This is a genomic window from Muricoprocola aceti (genome assembly GCF_025567005.1).
GTDB classification, from domain to species: Bacteria; Bacillota; Clostridia; order Lachnospirales; family Lachnospiraceae; genus Marvinbryantia; species Marvinbryantia aceti.
Genome location: NZ_JAOQKE010000024.1, coordinates 20544 through 40455, shown reverse-complemented (window position 1 = coordinate 40455; position 19912 = coordinate 20544). Strand labels below are relative to the sequence as shown.

The 19912-nt window shown below is 46.1% G+C and carries 22 protein-coding genes; 20 read left to right on the top strand and 2 right to left on the bottom strand.

Going from position 1 to position 19912, the window contains the following annotated elements:
- Positions 1-103: 103 nt before the first annotated feature.
- Positions 104-532: an HIT family protein gene (locus OCV47_RS13945; RefSeq protein WP_256299202.1), complete on the top strand. Its 429-nt coding sequence runs from the start codon at positions 104-106 to the stop codon at positions 530-532.
- Positions 533-607: 75 nt separating this feature from the next.
- Here OCV47_RS13945 and OCV47_RS13940 read toward each other — a convergent pair whose 3' ends face one another.
- Positions 608-2350, bottom strand: coding sequence for an alpha-amylase family glycosyl hydrolase (locus OCV47_RS13940; protein ID WP_262655673.1), 1743 nt, complete (start codon positions 2348-2350; stop codon positions 608-610).
- A gap of 127 nt (positions 2351-2477) precedes the next feature.
- On the opposite strand from OCV47_RS13940, the gene OCV47_RS13935 reads away from it, so the two are divergent.
- The 8 genes from OCV47_RS13935 (at position 2478) to arcC (ending at position 11588) form a co-directional block, all read left to right on the top strand.
- Positions 2478-3872, top strand: a complete 1395-nt coding sequence (locus OCV47_RS13935; protein WP_262655672.1) for a uracil-xanthine permease family protein — start codon at positions 2478-2480, stop codon at positions 3870-3872.
- Positions 3873-3901: 29 nt separating this feature from the next.
- Positions 3902-4669: an FAD binding domain-containing protein gene (locus OCV47_RS13930; protein WP_256299196.1), complete on the top strand. Its 768-nt coding sequence runs from the start codon at positions 3902-3904 to the stop codon at positions 4667-4669.
- 1 nt (position 4670) lies between these two features.
- Entirely contained in the window at positions 4671-5147 is a 477-nt protein-coding gene (locus tag OCV47_RS13925; protein WP_117447542.1) for a (2Fe-2S)-binding protein, read from the top strand.
- Positions 5135-7417: a xanthine dehydrogenase family protein molybdopterin-binding subunit gene (locus OCV47_RS13920; RefSeq protein ID WP_262655671.1), complete on the top strand. Its 2283-nt coding sequence runs from the start codon at positions 5135-5137 to the stop codon at positions 7415-7417. The genes OCV47_RS13925 and OCV47_RS13920 overlap by 13 nt, the downstream gene beginning before the upstream one ends.
- Before the next feature lies 1 nt (position 7418).
- On the top strand, positions 7419-8201 hold the full coding sequence (gene yqeC / locus OCV47_RS13915) for a selenium cofactor biosynthesis protein YqeC (RefSeq protein ID WP_262655670.1): 783 nt from the start codon (positions 7419-7421) through the stop codon (positions 8199-8201).
- Positions 8183-9547, top strand: a complete 1365-nt coding sequence (yqeB, locus tag OCV47_RS13910) for a selenium-dependent molybdenum cofactor biosynthesis protein YqeB (protein WP_262655669.1) — start codon at positions 8183-8185, stop codon at positions 9545-9547. Before yqeC ends, yqeB begins: the two co-directional genes overlap by 19 nt.
- Before the next feature lie 17 nt (positions 9548-9564).
- Positions 9565-10593, top strand: a complete 1029-nt coding sequence (locus OCV47_RS13905) for an XdhC family protein (protein ID WP_262655668.1) — start codon at positions 9565-9567, stop codon at positions 10591-10593.
- 65 nt (positions 10594-10658) lie between these two features.
- Entirely contained in the window at positions 10659-11588 is a 930-nt protein-coding gene (gene arcC / locus OCV47_RS13900; protein WP_262655667.1) for a carbamate kinase, read from the top strand.
- Positions 11589-11821: 233 nt separating this feature from the next.
- Here the strand turns inward: arcC and OCV47_RS13895 are convergent, their stop codons facing one another.
- Positions 11822-12163 (bottom strand): cupin domain-containing protein, encoded by a 342-nt coding sequence (locus tag OCV47_RS13895; RefSeq protein WP_117447537.1) that lies wholly within the window; start codon positions 12161-12163, stop codon positions 11822-11824.
- A 130-nt stretch (positions 12164-12293) separates the two neighbouring features.
- On the opposite strand from OCV47_RS13895, the gene spoIIIAA reads away from it, so the two are divergent.
- From spoIIIAA to nusB, 11 genes are all read left to right on the top strand, one after another.
- Entirely contained in the window at positions 12294-13238 is a 945-nt protein-coding gene (gene spoIIIAA, locus OCV47_RS13890; protein WP_262655666.1) for a stage III sporulation protein AA, read from the top strand.
- Positions 13235-13750, top strand: a complete 516-nt coding sequence (locus tag OCV47_RS13885; RefSeq protein WP_262655665.1) for a stage III sporulation protein AB — start codon at positions 13235-13237, stop codon at positions 13748-13750. Before spoIIIAA ends, OCV47_RS13885 begins: the two co-directional genes overlap by 4 nt.
- 21 nt (positions 13751-13771) lie before the next feature.
- Entirely contained in the window at positions 13772-13966 is a 195-nt protein-coding gene (gene spoIIIAC, locus OCV47_RS13880) for a stage III sporulation protein AC (protein WP_117447534.1), read from the top strand.
- Positions 13967-13976: 10 nt separating this feature from the next.
- Entirely contained in the window at positions 13977-14363 is a 387-nt protein-coding gene (locus tag OCV47_RS13875; protein ID WP_256299182.1) for a SpoIIIAC/SpoIIIAD family protein, read from the top strand.
- 1 nt (position 14364) lies between these two features.
- A complete protein-coding gene (locus tag OCV47_RS13870; protein WP_262655664.1) occupies positions 14365-15504 on the top strand; it encodes a stage III sporulation protein AE in 1140 nt (379 codons plus the stop codon).
- 2 nt (positions 15505-15506) lie between these two features.
- Positions 15507-16019: a stage III sporulation protein AF gene (locus tag OCV47_RS13865; RefSeq protein ID WP_262655662.1), complete on the top strand. Its 513-nt coding sequence runs from the start codon at positions 15507-15509 to the stop codon at positions 16017-16019.
- Entirely contained in the window at positions 16016-16582 is a 567-nt protein-coding gene (locus OCV47_RS13860) for a stage III sporulation protein AG (RefSeq protein WP_117447530.1), read from the top strand. The genes OCV47_RS13865 and OCV47_RS13860 overlap by 4 nt, the downstream gene beginning before the upstream one ends.
- Positions 16583-16599: 17 nt before the next feature.
- Positions 16600-17175 carry a SpoIIIAH-like family protein gene (locus OCV47_RS13855; protein WP_117447529.1) on the top strand — a complete coding sequence of 192 codons (576 nt, stop codon included), beginning with the start codon at positions 16600-16602 and terminating at the stop codon, positions 17173-17175.
- Between the two features lie 135 nt (positions 17176-17310).
- A complete protein-coding gene (locus OCV47_RS13850; protein ID WP_262655660.1) occupies positions 17311-18900 on the top strand; it encodes a peptide chain release factor 3 in 1590 nt (529 codons plus the stop codon).
- Between the two features lie 119 nt (positions 18901-19019).
- The gene (locus OCV47_RS13845) at positions 19020-19406 is read left to right on the top strand and encodes an Asp23/Gls24 family envelope stress response protein (RefSeq protein WP_117447527.1); all 387 of its coding nucleotides are present in this window, start codon (positions 19020-19022) and stop codon (positions 19404-19406) included.
- 98 nt (positions 19407-19504) lie between these two features.
- The gene (gene nusB, locus OCV47_RS13840; RefSeq protein WP_262655659.1) at positions 19505-19909 is read left to right on the top strand and encodes a transcription antitermination factor NusB; all 405 of its coding nucleotides are present in this window, start codon (positions 19505-19507) and stop codon (positions 19907-19909) included.
- Positions 19910-19912 lie beyond the last annotated feature (3 nt).

Here is a 19912-nt window from a genome sequence, read left to right as displayed (position 1 = left end):
TTTTTATTTGTAAACCTCCAATAAATCAAGGTTTTAAAGGATTTTAGAACAATAAAAACAGGTAGTTTTTTGACACTACCAACAAGACAAAGGAGATTTAATTATGAAAGATCAGAATTGTGCTTACTGCATGGAAGGCGAACTTGTAGATGCATTTGGTATTAAGATCTGCGAGTTAGACACCTGCAAAGTATATCTATTCAGAGAGCAGAGCCATCCAGGCAGAGTCATTGTTGCTCATAAAAAGCATGTGAGCGAGATCATCGAACTGACAGCAGAGGAACGCAGCGCATTTATGGAAGATATCGCAAAGGTAGCACAGGCCATGCATGACCTGTTCCATCCAGACAAGGTAAACTATGGTGCATACGGAGATACCGGACATCACCTTCATTTCCATCTAGTTCCGAAGTACAGGGATCAGTATGAATGGGGCGGCGTATTTGCTATGAATCCAGGTGAAAAGAAACTGACTGATGCAGAATATGAAGAAATGGTAAAACGTTATCAGGAAAAACTAGAAATAAAGTAACTGGCAAAACATCTAAGGTGTAAAGTCTTTATTGAATTCAAAGACCTTACACCTTTTTATAATTGATAAAAAGATCTACTGGAAGCTCTTTACCCAGTTCAGCAGGGAATTCAGGTAAACGTTATCAGCTACATCTTTGCGCATCTGGTCGGTAACCGGGCCGTTCTTGGACAGTTTTTCCAGAATAGCAGCCTGGAGCTCTTCTACGGACATTTCTTCGTAGGGTTTGTTCAGATCGAGAACTTTTGCATCTTTCTTTTCTGGAATATCAGAAACATCTGGGGTTGTAGATGTGCCTGTTTCGGCAGGAACTTCCAGCGGAATCTCTGCTAAAGGCTCTGCAGCAGAGGTCTCTTTCGCAGAAGCATTGTCTGCAATATTTTTTTCTGCCTGCTCAACAGTATCTTTCACAATTTTCTCTTTTGGCATGGCTGTCTCTGCAGGAACTGTAACAGGTTCCTCATTCAGCGCAGATTCCGGTACCCAGATTTCACCGAAGTTACCTTTTACGCTTACATGAATCTGTCCGTTTTCTGGCTGTACTTTTACTCCTGTCAGAGTACCGATATAGGTTTCACTGCTGTCTACCGGTACCCGGAAATCAGCTTCGTTGTCGTCGTTGTTGACGGTGACAGCCACGGTGCATCCATTCCAGCTTTTGGTGAATCCATACTGGCGGTTGGTCAGCACACGCTGCTGATAATCCCCATAGGAGAGAGCCGGAACGGCGGCACGTACTTTTCCAAGTGCTGCAATCAGCGCAGTACATGGATTGGAAATAATGGCATCTTTATAATCCTCCAGATTCAGCTTTGGGCGGAGAGAATCATCAGAACCGTATTCTTTCTTTCCCTCGATGCCGAATTCAGAACCATAATAGACAGAAGGCACACCAGGAAGTGTATACATCAGTACATGTACCGGAGCAAAATGAGCCTTGTTGCTCAGCTTGGTATAGATACGTTCTACATCGTGGTTGTCCACAAAATTATACAGTTTCAGTCCTTCTGGCCGGTTGCCACCCATTTCATAGAGGCGTTTTACGGTATGAGCGATCTCAAAGTAGTTGTGATCATTGTGTCCGGAATACAGTGCCTTGTGCAGATGATAGTTGGTAACGGAATGAAGGGTTCCTTCGTTGACCCAGCGGATGTAATCACCGTGAATGACTTCGCCCATCAGCCAGAATTCCGGTTTTACTTCATTGGCAGTCTGACGCAGTGCCTTCATAAAATCAAAATCCAGCACATCGGCAGCGTCCAGACGGATACCGTCAATATCGAATTCGTTTACCCAGAAACGGATCACATCGCAGATATAGTTCTTAACTTCCGGATTGCGCTGATTCAATTTTACCAGAAGATTGTAACCGCCCCAGTTTTCATAAGAGAACCCATCGTTGTATTCATTGTTGCCACAGAAGTTCACATTGCAGTACCAGTCACGGTAGCGGGAGTTCTCCCGGTTGGCCTGAATATCTTTAAATGCAAAAAAGTCACGGCCGGTGTGATTGAATACACCGTCCAGAATAACACGGATGCCCTGCTTATGACATTCCTTTACAAAATGAGTCAGATCTTCATTTGTGCCAAGACGGCTGTCCAGTTTCTTGTAGTCTGTGGTTTCATAACCATGTCCTACAGATTCAAATAATGGCCCGATATACAGGGCATTGCATCCCAGATTGTGGATATGGGTGATCCACGGCAGCAGAGTATTCAACCGGTGAACCGGTTTTTCATAGGCATTCTGCTTCGGTGCTCCTGATAAACCAAGTGGGTATATATGATAAAAAATAGCTTCATCGTACCATGCCATAATGATAATACCTCCAAAAAACAAATTCTTTTTCCATTATAATGTTTTTTCGCAAAAAATTCTATACTTTTGTAAAGAACTACTCTATAATGAAAAACGAAAAAAGAACAAAAGAGGAGAGACGAAAATGAATCATTTGGAAAACAAAGGACCAGAGTATGATTTCTACGGGAAACTGTCATTGAAAAAGGCCATTCCCCTGGGACTGCAGCATGTACTTGCCATGTTTGTGGGAAATCTTACTCCGATTCTGATTATTACCGGAGCCTGTGGCATCGGATCCGGAACAGAATTTGCAGACGTGCAGATTGCACTGCTGCAGAATGCCATGTTGATTGCAGGCATCGTAACATTAATTCAGCTGTTTGCTATCGGACCGGTGGGCGGTAAAGTACCAATCATCATGGGTACCAGTTCTGGTTTTATCGGAGTCTGTAATAGTGTAGCGTCCGTTATGGGCGGTGGTGTGCTGGCCTATGGTGCCATCATGGGAGCATCGCTGATTGGCGGTTTATTTGAAAGTGTACTTGGATTTATGATCAAGCCGCTGCGTAAGTTTTTCCCACCTGTTGTGACAGGAACCGTTGTGTTATCCATCGGTCTGTCTCTGATCTCTGTTGGTGTAGGATCTTTCGGAGGCGGAAGCGCAGCAAAAGATTATGGTTCTTTAGAGAATCTGATTCTGGGAGCCATTGTATTGATTGTGATTATTGCATTAAAACATGGAACAAAGGGAATGACCAGTGCTTCTTCCGTGCTGATTGGTATTATTGTCGGATATGTAGTGGCTGCGATTATGGCTGCAGTACTGCCAACGACAGGAATCGATGCAGAAGGTGTGGAATACACCAAGGCATGGGTACTGAACTGGAGCAAGGTGGCAGATGCCAGCTGGTTTGCAGTACCAAAGCTGATGCCTGTGAAGATTATATTTGACGTAAGAGCGATATTACCAGTTCTGATTATGTTCGTGGTAACTGCAGTAGAGACGGTAGGAGATATCTCTGGTGTCATCGAAGGTGGTATGGACAGAGAAGCTACTGATACAGAGCTTTCCGGCGGTGTAGTATGTGACGGTATCGGATCCTCTCTGGCGGCTTTATTCGGAGTACTGCCGAATACTTCTTTCAGCCAGAATGTAGGACTGGTTACCATGACCAAGATCGTGAACCGTATTGCACTGGCAACAGGTGCGGTATTTCTGATTCTCTGCGGACTGTTTCCAAAGCTGTCTGCACTGATCTCTATTATGCCGCAGAGTGTGCTGGGCGGGGCAGCAGTCATGATGTTCTCATCCATCGTAGTCAGCGGTATTCAGCTGATTACCAGAGAAAAGATGACAGCAAGAGACATTACCATTGTATCTGTGGCACTGGGGCTTGGATATGGATTCGGTTCCAACAGCGGAGTGCTGGCAGGACTACCACAATCTGTACAGCTGATCTTCGGTGGCTCCGGAATTGTACCGGCTGCACTGGTAGCAATGGTGTTAAATATTGTGCTTCCGAAGGAAGAAGCATAAGCAAGTAAGAAAATGACTGGAGAGCAGTGATGTTAAAGATAAAAGAAATTATCAGACCACAGAGTCTGGAAGAAGCATATGAACTGAACCAGAAAAGAACCAACCGGATCTTAGGCGGTATGCTCTGGATGCGCATGAGCAATATTCAGATTCAGAAAGCAATTGATCTGTCCGGACTGGGACTGAATGAGGTGGAAGAGACAGAAGAAGAATTTTCCATAGGATGTATGGTGACCCTGCGGGAGCTGGAACTTCATGAGGGCTTAAATGCCTGCTGTGACGGACTGATTCGCAGATCAGTGGAAGATATTGTGGGAGTACAGTTCCGCAATTCTGCTACGATAGGAGGAAGCCTGTTTGGAAGATTCGGATTTTCTGATGTACTGACCGCATTTCTGGTACTGGATACTTATGTGGAACTGTATAAAGGCGGAATCTGCCCTCTGGCAGAATTTGCAGCGAAGAAAAGGGACAACGATATTCTGGTGAGAGTCATTGTGAAAAAGCACAGAGGAAGATATGCTTACCAGTCTTATCGAAATACAAAAACAGATTTTCCGGTTCTTGCTGTGGCAGTGGCAGAAACGGAAGATGGTGTGAAAGCAGCGATTGGTGCCAGACCACAACGTGCAGAAGTAAGAAAGGTGCCAAATCTGGAAAAAGAGACGTTAAAGACTCTGGCGGATTCTTATTCCTATGGCAGCAATATGCGTGCTTCAGCAGAGTATCGGAAGCATCTGGCCAGTGTCCTGTTAAAGAGGGCGGCAGAAGAGATACAGGGAAAGGAGAATGTGTAGTATGATCGTAACCATTTCTTTGAATGGAAAAAAGATAACTGAAGACATCAGCGCAGATATGACCCTGTATCAGTTTGTCAGAGAACATGGCTGTTATAGTGTAAAGTGTGGATGCGAGACAACCAACTGTGGTCTGTGCACGGTATTTTTAAATGACAAACCGGTTCTTTCCTGTGCAGTCCTGGCTGCAAGAGCAGATGGACAGAAGGTGGAGACCTTAGAAGGACTGCAGAAGGAAGCGGAAGAATTTGGAAGATTCATTGCAGATCAGGGAGCGGAACAGTGTGGCTTCTGCAATCCTGGCATGATCATGAATGCCATTGCCCTGTTCCGGGAGACTGCTGATCCGACAGATGAAGAGATCAGGCGTTATCTGGCAGGCAACTTATGTCGCTGCTCCGGATATGAGGGACAGCTTCGTGGCATTCACGAATTTATGAAATATAAAAAAGAAGGAGGGGCATCATGGGCGAAGTAGGACAACCAATACGAAAAAAAGATGCCATGGCGCTGGTAACGGGAAAACCGGTGTATATGGATGACCTTGCACCGAAGGACTGCCTGATTGTCAAAGTGCTCAGAAGTCCCCATGCCAATGCGATCATCGAAGAGATCAATTGCGTCAATGCGCTGAAGGTTCCAGGAATTGAAGCAATTTATACCTGGAAAGATGTGCCGAAGAATCGATTTGCCCAGGCCGGACAGACCTATCCGGAATGGAGCCCTTACGATCGTCTGATTCTGGATCAGCATGTCCGTTTTGTGGGAGATGCAGTGGCAATCGTGGCAGGAGAAGATGAGAAATGTGTAGATCTTGCCATGAAACGTATAAAAGTAACATACCAGGTACTTCCGGCTGTGCTGGATTATCATACTGCAAAAGATAATCCGGTACTGGTGCATCCGGAGGATAACTGGAAGTCGATGTTTCCGGTAGGTGCGGATAATCACAGAAATCTGTGCGCTCATATGGAAGATGAAAAAGGAGATGTGGAGAAGGTCTTTGCAGACTGTGACCTTACACTGGAACGGACATTCCATGTACCGGCAGTGAATCAGGCCATGATGGAGACTTTCCGCACCTGTTGTTATATTGATACGTATGGAAGACTGGTAGTTTTAAGTTCCACTCAGATCGTTTTCCATGTAAGAAGAATTATTGCCACGGCTCTTGGCATTCCAAAGTCAAAAGTACGTTCCCTGAAGCCTCGTATTGGTGGTGGATTCGGAGCCAAACAGACCGTTGTAGCAGAGATTTACCCGGCTTTTGTGACCTGGATGACAAAAAAACCATCCAAGCTGCTTTATAGCAGAGAAGAGAGCCAGATTGCCGGTTCTCCCCGTCATGAGATGGAAGTGACTGTGAAGGTTGGAGCCAGCCATGACGGAACGATCCGTGCCATAGAAGTTTACAACTTGTCCAATACCGGTGCTTATGGAGACCATGGACCGACAACGGCAGGACTGACCGGACACAAGTCGATTCCCCTGTATACAGCCAATCTGGAAGCTTACCGACATACCTTTGATGTGGTTTATACCAATATCTGTGCAGCCGGTGCATACCGCGGCTATGGTGCCACACAGGGTGTATTTGCCCTGGAATCTGTAGTCAGTGAACTGGCAGGTCAGATCGGCATGGATCCGGTAGAGATCCGCATGAAAAACATGGTACGTCAGGGTATGTGCATGATGGCCTACGATAATGAGATTGCGGCAGGATGCAGACTGGATGACTGTCTCATGCGTACAGCCGAGATGATCGGCTGGAAGGAAAAATTCCCATGCAGAGATATGGGAAATGGCAAGGTGCGTTCCGTGGGAATTGCCATGGCCATGCAGGGATCCTGTATTTCCCATGTGGATGTGGGTTCCGCTACTATTATGTTAAATGAAGACGGCAGCTATAAGCTGACCATTGCAGCAGCAGATATGGGAACCGGATGCGATACGATTCTGTCTCAGATGGCAGCAGACTGTCTGAACGTAACCACCGATGATATTTTTGTATCCGGTGCCGATACAGACTTTTCTCCGTATGATTCCGGATCCTATGCATCCAGTACCACCTATATTACCGGCCAGGCAGTAGTCCGGGCCAGCACGGAGCTGGAAAAGAGAATCCGCACACTGGCAGCACGGATGCTGTCCTGTGAACTAGAGGATGTGGATTATGACGGACATGTGGCAAAGAATGTGAAGACAGGGACATCAGTGACCATTGAAGATATTGGTTTCCAGGCTCAGTGTTCCAATGATTTTGCCCTTCAGGTAACCGAGAGCTATACATCTCCGGTGTCACCGCCTCCTTATATGGCTGGTGCAGTGGAGATTGAACTGGATAAAGAAACCGGTCATGTGGAGATCCTGGACTATGCAGCAGTTGTTGACTGTGGAACCGTGGTCAATCCGAACCTGGCAAGAGTACAGGTGGAAGGTGGACTGGGACAGGGAATTGGCATGGCATTATTTGAGAATATTCAGTATTCCGAAAGGGGACAGCTGTATAATAATTCACTGATGCAGTATAAGATTCCGACCAGACTGGACTATGGAAAGCTTCGGGTGGAATTCCGTCCAAGCTTTGAGCCAACCGGACCATTTGGCGTCAAATCCATTGGAGAAATTGTAATCAATACACCGGCACCGGCACTGGCAGATGCTATCTACAATGCAACCGGCCACTGGATGCGAGATCTTCCAATGACAGGAGAGAAGATCGCTATGGCCATCGCAGGAGAAGTATAAGATGATACTGAGCTGGCGGGAAGATAGATGGCAGACAGAAGTCAGTCTCTTTGATGCATGGAACTTAGACAGGGATCATCGGGAAATCCTGTCCCTGACCGGGGGCGGTGGCAAGACTACGGTGATCCGCAGATTGCAGAAAGAGTGCATGGAGAGACATATTTTTCATGGAATTGCCACTACTACTCATATGCAATATGAAAAAAACGAAAGCTTTCTGGGGATTCCATCACTGGAAAGCTTTCTTAGAATTTACGAAAAATATGGAACAGTCTGGATGGGAGAACCGGTTTCGGAAGAAAAGATGGCGGGATTACCGGAAGAATTCTTAAGACAGGTGATTCATGCCGGTGCCTGGCTGCTGCTGGAAGCAGACGGAGCAAAATGTCTTCCGGTAAAAGCTCCGGAGGAGCATGAACCGGTGATTCTGCCGGAAACCACCAGAGTAATTCAGGTATATGGACTGGATGGATTGGATCAGCCTGTTAACAAGCAGTGTTTTCGCAGCCACAAGGTGGCAGAGATCCTTGGAAAAAAAGAGAGCGACCAGCTGACAGAAGCAGATCTTGCAGTTCTGGCATCCAGTCCTCAGGGTGGAAGAAAGCTGGTGGGAGATCGTTCCTATCATGTGATCTTAAATAAAGCAGATACACCACAGCAGTTAAGGAGAGCTATGACAGTGGGAGAGAAGATGCTGGAATATGGCATTTCACAGGTGGCTATCACATCGCACTTGTTGGAAGATACAGATAAAGGAAGAAAAATATGGCACTTAGAATATTAATCAGAGGAGCCGGAGATCTGGCTACCGGTGTGGCGGCGGAACTGAAGGAACGGGGACATCAGATCGTGATGACAGAGATTGCGATTCCACTGACGGTCCGCAGGCAGGTAGCCTGTTCCAGAGCGGTTTATGAAAAGAAAGCTGTGATAGAAAATCATACGGCTGTGCTGGTACAAAATGAGACAGAGATCAAAGCGGTGCTTGGAAAGAATCAGATTGCAGTTCTGGTAGATCCAGAAGGAGAGATTCGAACCAGGATGCATTTTGATGTGATCGTGGATGCGATCATGGCAAAAAAGAATCTGGGAACCAGTATGGCGGATGGTCCTTGTGTGATTGCTCTTGGACCGGGATTTACGGCAGGAAAGGACTGCCATGCAGTGATTGAGACCAGGCGTGGAGTGACTTTGGGGCAGCCGATTTATCAGGGCAGTGCCATTCCCAATACCGGTGTGCCGGGCATGATTGGTGGTTATGCCATAGAGCGCCTGATAAAAGCATCAGCAGACGGAGTTATGGAACCGGTAGCTGAGATCGGAGAAGTGGTGAGAAAAGGAGATCTGCTGGCAGTTACCGGTGGATATCCGGTGTATGCACAGATCGATGGCATTGTCCGGGGAATGCTGCAGTCGAATGTGAACGTGACCAAAGGAATGAAGATCGGGGATGTGGATCCCAGGATGGAACCGTCTCTGGTGTATCTGATTTCAGATAAAGCAAGAAAAATCGGAAGGGGTGTGGCAGAAGCCATACGAACAATATGCTATTCACGGTATGGACTGGTTTTTCTGGCAGCCGGGAAGTCCAGCCGGTATGGAGAACCTCAGGAAAATAAGCTGCTGTCAGAGAAAAACGGGAAACCGATGTTTCGTTATCTCCTGGATCAGATGAGAATTTATCCTATGTGCACCAGAGTTGCAGTCAGTGGACATACAGAAATTTTGGAATACGCCAGACAGCATGGAATGCTGACTGCAGAGAATCAGAATCCGGAAAAAGGGATTGCCCGGTCATTGCAAATGGGGCTGGATGTATGCTGCAGACAAAATCCAAAACTGCAGGGTGTGCTGTTTGCTGTCTGTGATCAGCCAGGCTTAAAGGCAGAGACGATAGAACATATGCTGGAGATGGCTGTGAAGAATCCGGGAAAAATGATCTGTGCCGGGACGAAAGAGAAACTGGGAAATCCGGTTCTTCTGGACCGTGCATTTTTTCAGGAATTGAAGGAACTGGAGGGAGATATCGGTGGCAAACAGGTAGTCAGACGCCATCCGGAGCAGGTGATGCTTCTGGAGACAGCACCGGAAGAACTTCAGGATATTGATGAGAAGACACAGAACTGGTAATGACGAGGAAAGAAAATATGAGCAGGATACTGGATGCATTGGAAGATACAGGAAGGAATGCGGACAGAAAATTATATACGATACTTACCGGAAAAGAAATCGGAAAAAAAATGCTGATGGAGAACGGGGAGATATGGCTGAAGTCCAGAAATGCAAAATTTTTTGATATACATCAGAAAGAACTGGAAGAGGCGCCGGATACCGGCTGTTTTGAAGCCGCAGGAGAGCGGGTGTTTGTGGAAAAGATCGGGAGACGACCAAAACTGGTGGTCTGCGGAGGTGGTCATGTAGCGGTAGCAGTGATCCGTATGGCGGTGATGACTGGCATGGAAGTGACAGTTCTGGAAGACCGCCCAATTTTTGCGGATCATGCAAGGGCAGCAGGGGCAGACCGTGTGATCTGTGACAGCTATGAACAGGGACTGCAGAAGATCCTTGCGGATACGGATACCTATTATGTGATTGTAACCCGTGGGCACCGTTATGATCAGATCTGTGTGGAACGGATCAGCCATATGCCTCATGCCTATATCGGTATGATGGGAAGCAGACGGCGGGTGGCAGTTGTACGAAAAGATGCAGTCGGGCACGGGGCGGATCCAGAGGTGATTGCAATGCTTCATGCACCCATTGGCCTGGATATCCATGCAGAGACGCCGGAAGAGATTGCTGTGTCTATCATGGCGGAAATCATTGCAGAAAAAGGAAAAAAGAATGTGGGAGCAGGATTCCCGGAAGAGATTTTGCAGGCTGTGAAAGCACAGGAGAATGCTGTGCTGAAAAAAGTACTGGCCACAATTGTATCCAGAAGGGGTTCCGCACCACGGGCAGTTGGCACAAAAATGCTGATCCTGCAGGATGGAAGGATAGTTGGAACCATCGGAGGCGGATGTCTGGAAGCAAAAGTCATTGCAAGAGCCCGTGAACTGATGGCACAGCCAGACACAGAGGCGGTATTGTTTGAAGCAGATCTGACAGCAGATGCAGCCGAAGAAGAAGGGATGGTCTGCGGAGGGGTGCTGGAGGTATTTCTGGAAGAACTGTAAGCCAGTCTTGAATTTTATGTCATAAAATAGTAATATTAAAAGAAAAACGATACGAGGTACGAACCATGAAAAAGAAGGTTGTCATCGCACTGGGACACAGCGCACTGGGAACGACATTCCCGGAACAGCAGGTGGCTGTTAAGGCTTCTGCAAAGATACTCGCCGATCTGGTGGAAGAAGGCTGTCAGCTGATTATCACACACAGTAATGCCCCACAGGTTGGAATGATTCATACAGCAATGAATGAATTTGCACATTATCACAGTGATTTTACCGGTGCACCGATGTCTGTCTGCTCGGCTATGAGTCAGGGGTATATCGGATACGATTTACAGAATGCTCTTCGCAGTGAATTGGTAAAAAGAGGCATTTACAAGACTGTCAGTACAATTCTGACACAGGTTCTGGTAGACCCGTATGATGAAGCATTCTATCATCCAGTAAAAGTGATTGGCCGTTATATGACAAAAGAAGAGGCGCAGAAGGAAGAAGCCAAGGGCAACTATGTGGTAGAAGAGAATGGCGGTCGTTATCGCCGTATCGTATCTGCACCGCGTCCAAAAGATATCATTGAGATCGATGCGATCAATGCGCTGGTAGATGCAGGACAGTTAGTGATTGCATGCGGCGGCGGCGGTATTCCGGTGATGGCACAGGGAAATACACTGAAAGGTGCCAGTGCGATTATTGAAAAAGACTATGCAGCAGGAAAGCTGGCGGAGCTGACGGATGCAGATGTACTGATGTTCATTACTGCAGATAAGCAGGTAGACATTGACATTGATACCGACCATCCAACACTTCTTGGCTCCATATCTGTGTCAGAAGCGCAGGAACATATTGACCAGAAGAAGTTTGGTGAAGCGGCTATGTTACCGAAGATCCAGTCATCCATTGACTTCGTTTCCGAGAAAGCAGGAAGAGAAGCCATTATTACCAATCTGGAACATGCAGCAGCAGCAGTAGCAGGCAAGGGCGGTACACATATTTCTTAAAATATCGTAACTGTTCAGTACCTTCACAGTTACGAGTCAAAATCCATCGAAAATCGCCTTCGGCGATGGGATTTTGACTTGCATGTCTCGGGATTTTGGCATTTTCATGCCAAAACACCTCGCGGAACAGTGGGTTCTGAATAGTTACAAAATATCTAAATAAAATGAAAACTCCCTTGAGACAGACAATATGAATATCTGTGAACAAGGGAGTTTTTGAGTGTGGATGTAATTTATTCGTTATAGATTAACGCAATAAATACCAGATTTTCATCTGTAGGATTTTCCAGAGAATGGGACTGTCCTACTTCGATATAACATACATCACCAGGGCCGACTTCTGAGCGGCTGCCATCATTGTCAACGAAGATTCCCTTGCCTTCCAGAATATAATATGGTTCGGTATTGCCTACATGCTGATGCCATCCAATGGAGCTGTGAGGGTGAAGAACGATCTTGGCAAACATTTTGCCATGTCCGTTTAATTCTTCAGCAGATACAATGTGATATTTTTCAAGGCTGCCTTCACCGCCAGCAGCATGTTCTACCAGTTCTACGGTTGTTTTTCTGACCATAATCGAATCTCCTTTTCTATTGCAATAGTGTTTGAAAGTGTAATTATCATATCCTGTTTTGAGAAAAATAGCAAGCAACAAAGACATAAATCATGAACATCCTCATATATTTACATAAGAGGTGGTGAGGATGGAAAACAGACAGATGCTGGTGCAGATGCTTCCTGGACAGGTGAGCAATGTACTGGGACGACTGAATCTCAGTTATGAAAAGCTGCAGGAGATCCGCATGAGGGCGGACAAACCCCTGGCAGTTCGATGGGACGGAAGAGAATTTTTTGTGAAGGCAGGCGGAGAAGCAACGATATACGAAGAACAGGGGTATCCGGTGAGTAAGGAGGAGATTTGCCAGACGATGGAACAGATCTCCGGGTATTCATTATACGCCCATGAAGAAGAGATGAAGCAGGGATTTCTGACCATTCAGGGAGGACACCGGGTGGGAATCGCAGGCAAGGTGCTGATGGAGCATGGACGGATAAAAAATATTCGTCATATTACATTTTTACATATCCGCCTGTGTCATGAAAAAAAAGGATGCGGAGAAAAAATACTGCCGCTGCTGACAGAGGGAGAGAATCTCTGCAATACCCTGTTGATTTCACCTCCGGGTGCCGGTAAGACAACCATGCTCAGGGATCTGATCCGGTTGATCTCAGACGGAACACAGGAGATACCTGGGAAAAATGTGGGCGTGGTAGATGAACGAAGTGAGCTGGCAGGCTGTTATTATGGAGTGCCACAGAATGATCTGGGAGTCCGAACTGATGTGCTGGATGGCTGCCCAAAAGCAGAAGGAATGATGATGCTGATCCGTTCTATGGCACCGGAGGTGGTAGCGGCAGATGAGATCGGCACTGCAGAAGATGTACGGGCTATAGAGACGGCAGCATGCTGTGGCTGCAGGATACTGGCTACGGTTCATGGACATTCTCCAGATGATATAAGAAAAAATCCAGTCTTAAATGAATTACTGGAAAAGAAAATATTTGATCGTTACGTTATTTTGAAGAAGGATGACCGGGCAGGGCAGATACAGGCAGTCTATGACAGGGACTGGTCACAGAGTCTATGAAGTGGCTGGGAGTCTTTCTGATCCTGACTGCAGGAACCGCATTGGGGGCTGAGGCAGGAAGTTCTCTGCGAAAAAGATATCAGATGCTGAATGAATTGCGCCTGATCATAGGATTGCTGAAGGGCGAACTGCAATATGGAGCAGTACCGCTGGAAGAGATCTTTGAACATCTGGAGCAGCGGACAGATGGAAAACTGGCGATTTTTTTTGGAAGAACAGCAGAAGAGATGAAGGCAACAGAAAAGAATTCACTGGAAAAGGTTTTGAAGAAAACAGCAGATGCCTGTCTGTCCAGATGTGGGCTGACGGAAGAAGAGCAGAAGCAGCTGGTGCAGATTTGTACTCTTCTTGGAAGAATAGACAGAGATGCACAGATTCCAATGCTGGACGGGTATCTTATGGCAATAGAGCTGGAAGAAAAAGCTGCATTGGAAAAGATGAGGCAGAAAGAAACCATGTATCGCTGTCTTGGCTTTATGGGAGGACTGTTCTGCGCAGTACTGTTTTATTAAGTATGACAGATGGAGGGGCCGATGAGCGTAAATCTGATTTTTAAAATAGCTTCGGTAGGGATTCTGGTGTCCGTCATCTGTCAGGTACTGAAGCATGGCGGAAGGGAAGATCTGGCCTCTCTGACTTCCCTGGCGGGACTGATTCTGGTGCTGCTGTGGATCCTGCCCTATGTGAATGAATTATTTGATACGATAAAAAATCTGTTTTCGCTGTAAAGGAGGATGCATGAATATTATAAAAACTGGAATTCTGGGTTTATCAGCCGTACTTTGTGCATTACTGGTAAAAGAACAGAAGCCTCAGTTTTCTCTGCTGATCAGCCTGGCTGCATGCATATTGATCAGCTATAATGCCATATTTCGTCTGAAGACTCTTTCGGATCTGTTTGAGAGTCTGATGGCATATACGGCCATGAAAAGCAGTTATTTTTTGATTCTGATGAAGATCGTTGGCATCTCCTATATTGCGGACGTAACTTCTGCCATCTGCAAAGATTCGGGTTATCATGCCATCGGCAGTCAGATTGAGATTTTTGCAAAAGTAGCAGTACTGACTGTCAGTGCACCGGTGATGCTGGCAGTATTTCAGACTGTGACAGAATTTCTGGCCTGATATGAGAAAAAGGACAGCAGGAATCATAGTCGGCCTGTTGCTTTTACTGGCTTTGTCAGGAAGGGTAAAGGCAGAGGAAGCGCAGGAAGTGGACAGGTATCAAACCTATATGGATGAACTGGATCTGCAGTCCATACAGAATACGGTGGATGAGCTGCTTCCACAGGATCATCTTAATTTCCGGCAGATGATCACAAAGCTGTGTCAGGGAGAAATTCCACTGTCGGGAGACACGTTTATCAGCCTGACAGAAAATACCCTGTTTTTCGAATTAAAAAGACAGAGGACAACCATTGTACAGATTCTGATTCTGGCAATGACAGCCTCTGTCTTTTCTGTGTTTATGAGCGCGTTTACAGGAAGCAGAGTACAGGAAATTGCATTTTATATGGTATATTTGCTGCTCTTTGTTATATTATTGGATAGTTTTCGGGAACTGAGCAGTATTTCGGAGCAGACTATGCAGTCTGTTTTGCAGTTTATGCGTCTTCTTCTGCCAGTGTATCTGTTGGCAGCGTCACTGGCGGCCACACAGATGACTGCGATTGGATTTTATGAAGTGACATTGTTCATCATCATGGTGGTACAAAGTGTGGTCCAGTATGTATTGATGCCGGGAATCGCCTGCTATGTGCTCATTGCCATGCTGGGAAATGTGACAAAAGAGGCTTATCTGGCCAGGATGACAGCGCTGATTCGGCAGATCGTCAGATGGTCTCTGAAAACCATGCTTACACTGGTTATTGGGATACAGACTATTCAGCGATTATTATTTCCGGCATTGGATCATATGAAGAATTCTATCTGGATTCGAGCCGGAGGGGCCATACCAGTGGTAGGAAATACGTTAAGCAGTGTGACAGAGACACTGCTGGGAACAGCGTCCGTATTGAAACATGCGGTGGGAACAGGTGGTATGATTCTGCTGATCTGGATCTGCCTCCGTCCGTTGGTTCGTCTCCTGGTCTGTCTCTTACTTTATAAGCTGGTGAGTGCGGTGATCCAACCAGTGGCAGATCCAAGGTTTGTACGGTGTATTGATGACATGGCAGAAGCAGTGGGACTTCTTTTGCTGGCAGTGGCAGTCACCGGCGTAATGTTTTTCCTGACGATAGCGATAGTGACAACTGCAGGAGGATAAGGATGGACATAATCAGAGAATGGCTGAAACAGGTGGTCTTCTGTATGTGTTTTCTGGAACTGCTTTATCAGCTTGTGCCACGGCCTGTATGGCAGAAATATCTGAAATTTACAGGTGGACTGATCTTTACACTGGTACTGATGCAGCCGGTTCTGCAGATGTTATCGATGGATGAACGTATGGATCAAATTACCTGGAAATGGCAGATCCTGGAGGAAAGCAGAAATCTGCGCGAAGCACAGACAGAGCTGGCGGAATTTCAGAATCAGCAGATTCAAACTGGAGTGAAAGAGGAGCTGGAACGGCAGGTTCGGATATTGGTGCAGGATTATGGTGGAGCAGTGGAGGAGGTGGACGTACAGATTGAGGAAAACGGTGAGATCATCAGTGTACAGATCCGTTTGCAAAAAGTAATGCAGCAGATAGAGGAATGCAGGACGCAGTTAGCTGTCTGCCTGGGCCTTGACAGGAAACAAATAACGATCCAAATCGGGAAGGAGGGGCGACAGGAATGAAGCCATTCAGACTGGAGCAGATTCGAAAAGAACAGTGGATACTTTTGCTGTTAGTGGGCATACTGATCATGACGGCGGTATTTCCTTCCGGGAAGGAACGGGAAAGTATGGCAGGAAGTACAACAGAGAGTGAAAGTCAAAGCAGTCCGCAGGAAGAAGCTGATCTGGAGGAACTGACATGGTATGAAAAAAGACTGGAAGCGATCCTGGCACAAATGGACGGAGCCGGAAAAGTGCAGGTAATGATTACCGAATCGGTAAGCCGGGAAAGTATTGTGGAAAAGGATCAGACAGTACAGAGGCAAATGAATCAGGACGGTGATGACAGTACAAATACAGGAAAAAGCCAGCAGGAAAATAAGGAAGAATCCACAGTACTGGAAAAAGACGGACAGGGCAGGGAGACGCCTTATGTGACCAGAACCAATGCACCGAAGATCGAAGGGGTTCTGATCCTGGCCCAGGGTGGTGATAATGCGGTGGTGGTAAAAAATATAACGGAAGCAGCTATGGCATTATTTGGAATAGAGGCGCATAAAATCAAAGTAATCAAGATGATATAAGGAAGGAGGAAGCGCAGGTGAAACGTGTGGTAAAGAAAAACCAGATGATTATCACTGCACTGGCAATTATGATAGCGGTAGCCGGGTACCTGAATTATTCCGGTACACAGCTGGAGGAGGCGGTATCCAGAAAGACTTCCCAGGAAGAACAGGTACTGATGGAAAATGGATACGATCTGACGGAAGAAGGAGAAGTGACGGATACACCTGGTGAGGCAGTACTGACAAGCGTTGGGGGATCAGAATTCTCTGCATCCGCCAAACTGACAAGAGAACAGCTTCGTGCCCAGAATAAAGAGACCTTGATGGAAGTGATCAATAATGACACCATTGCTGATGCGCAGAAACAGACTGCGATCGACAGCATCACGTCTCTTACTGACATAGCGGAGCGCGAAGCGGCAGCGGAACTCTTGTTAGATGCAAAAGGGTTCGAAGACAGTGTGGTAAGCATTACCGACAACAGCGCCGATGTAGTCATCAATATGGCAGAGATATCGGACAGTCAGCGGGCTCAGATAGAGGACATTGTGAAAAGAAAGGCAGAAGTACCTGGAGAAAACATAATCATTACACCGGTAAGCGGAGAATAAATTTAATTTCATGGGGTAACGGGCCTGGAATGACCGGTACCCCATTGACAGAGGGTTTTTCCTCTGTTAGAATCTAAAGGTTGACAGAAGATTACATATGATTTAGATAATTAGTTGGAAGAAGGAGAAAAGATAGTGGCAGATATTACAAGTGAGATAAAAAAACGAAGAACTTTTGCGATTATATCCCACCCGGATGCAGGTAAGACAACACTGACAGAGAAGTTTTTACTTTATGGAGGTGCGATTAATCTTGCCGGTTCCGTAAAAGGAAAAGCGACCTCCCGTCATGCGGTATCAGACTGGATGGAGATTGAGAAAGAAAGAGGTATTTCTGTCACATCTTCCGTACTGCAGTTTAATTATGACGGCTACTGTATCAATATTCTGGATACACCTGGACATCAAGACTTCTCAGAAGATACCTATCGTACTCTGATGGCAGCAGACTCTGCTGTGATGGTGATTGATGCTTCCAAGGGTGTGGAGGCACAGACAAGAAAGCTGTTTAAGGTATGTGTCATGCGCCATATTCCGATCTTTACGTTTATCAATAAGATGGACCGTGATGCCAATGATACCTTTGAACTGCTGGACGACATCGAAAAAGAACTGGGAATTGCCACCTGCCCGATTAACTGGCCGATTGGTTCCGGTAAGGAATTCAAAGGAGTCTATGAGCGGGGCAGCCGTAAGGTTACTGTATTCAGGGATACAGAAAAGGGAACCAAAGAGGGACTGGCAGAGGAGATAGCAGTGGATTCTCCGGAATTGAAGGCGTTCGCAGGCGAAGAACATTATGGGCAGCTGATGGATGAGATCGAGCTGCTGGATGGAGCAAGTGCAGAGTTTGATCAGGAACTGGTAGATAAGGGAGAACTGTCACCTGTGTTCTTTGGATCAGCCCTGACCAATTTTGGTGTAGAGATTTTTCTGAAGCACTTCCTTCATATGACCACTCCACCGCTTCCACGTATGGCAGATATCGGTGAGATCGATCCGATTAAAGAAGATTTTTCCGCTTTCGTATTTAAGATTCAGGCGAATATGAATAAGGCGCACAGAGACCGTATTGCTTTTATGCGCATCTGCTCCGGAAGATTCGATGCAGGAATGGAAGTTTATCATGTGCAGGGGGACAAGAAGCAGCGTCTTTCCCAGCCTCAGCAGATGATGGCACAGGAACGGCATGTAGTAGATGAAGCTTATGCAGGAGATATTATCGGTGTGTTTGATCCTGGAATTTACTCGATTGGAGATACCATCTGTATGCCGGGAAAGAAGTTCCGTTATGAGGGAATTCCGACATTTGCACCGGAGCATTTTGCCAGGGTGCGTCAGGTAGATACCATGAAGAGAAAGCAGTTCGTAAAGGGAATCACCCAGATTGCGCAGGAAGGTGCTATTCAGATCTTCCAGGAATACAACACCGGACTGGAAGAGATCATTGTGGGCGTAGTAGGTGTTCTGCAGTTTGAGGTACTGAAGTACCGTCTGGAGAATGAATATAATGTGGAGATCCGACTGGAAAATCTGCCATATGAACATATTCGCTGGATTGAAAATGAAGACTTTGACCTGAACAGTCTGGTTGGTACTTCAGATATGAAGAAAGTAAAAGATATGAAGGGAAATCCACTTTTGATCTGGGTAAATTCATGGAGCATCGGTATGACACTGGATCGTAACCCTGGATTAAAACTGGCGGAATTTGGACGTCAGTAGTTTACAAAAAAATGAAAGTTTGTTATACTTGACGGTAGATATTGGTCAGAAGTAACTGTTCAGACAAGGAAGAAACTGAACAACTACGATCAGGGAACGTCGCAAAGGAGGTCTCCGATATGGGAAAAGAAGAAGTTCAGAAGAATTATACAGTAACAAGCAGTGATGAAAAAGGACAGGTTCAGATATCCAATGAAGTAGTGACAATTATCGCAGGACTGGCAGCTACAGAAGTAAAAGGTGTGGCAAGCATGGTAGGAAATATTACCAATGAGCTGGTCAGCAAGCTGGGAATCAAGAATCTTTCCAAAGGCGTGAAGATTGCTATAGAGAATGATACCGTGAATGTAGATCTGGCATTGAATCTGGATTATGGTTTCAGCATTCCGAAGACCTGTGGTCAGGTACAAGAAAAGGTGAAGACAGCGATCGAGAGTATGACCGGCCTGAAAGTAGAGAATGTAAATATTAAGATTGCCAATGTGACAATGGAGAACGGAAAATAGAATATGTTGCGGTGGCAACCCACCGCAGGTGGAGAATCCTGCATGTCAGGATTCTTTTTTCATCGTAGAGAGAATGAGAAAGAAACAAGGAGTGTAAGATGAGCAGAAGAGAAATTCGGGAACACATTTTCAAATTACTATTTTTACTGGAATTCTATAATGGAGACGAGCTGAATGAACAGGCAGAGCGTTATCTGGATGAAGTAGAGGGAGCCGTTCCGACTGAGGAAGAAGCAGCTTATATTCGTGAGAGATTTCATAAGATCGAAGCACAGATCACAGAACTGGATCAGATCCTGACTGGCGCAGCGACTGGTTGGAAGCCAAGCCGTATGTCCAAAGTGGATCTTGCAATTTTAAGACTTGCAGTATATGAGATGAAGATAGACGAAGAGATCCCGGTAAAAGTAGCGATTAATGAAGCAGTGGAATTGGCCAAGAAGTTCGGTGGCGATGATTCACCTGCATTTGTAAATGGAGTGCTGGCAAAGCTGGCAGATTAATCA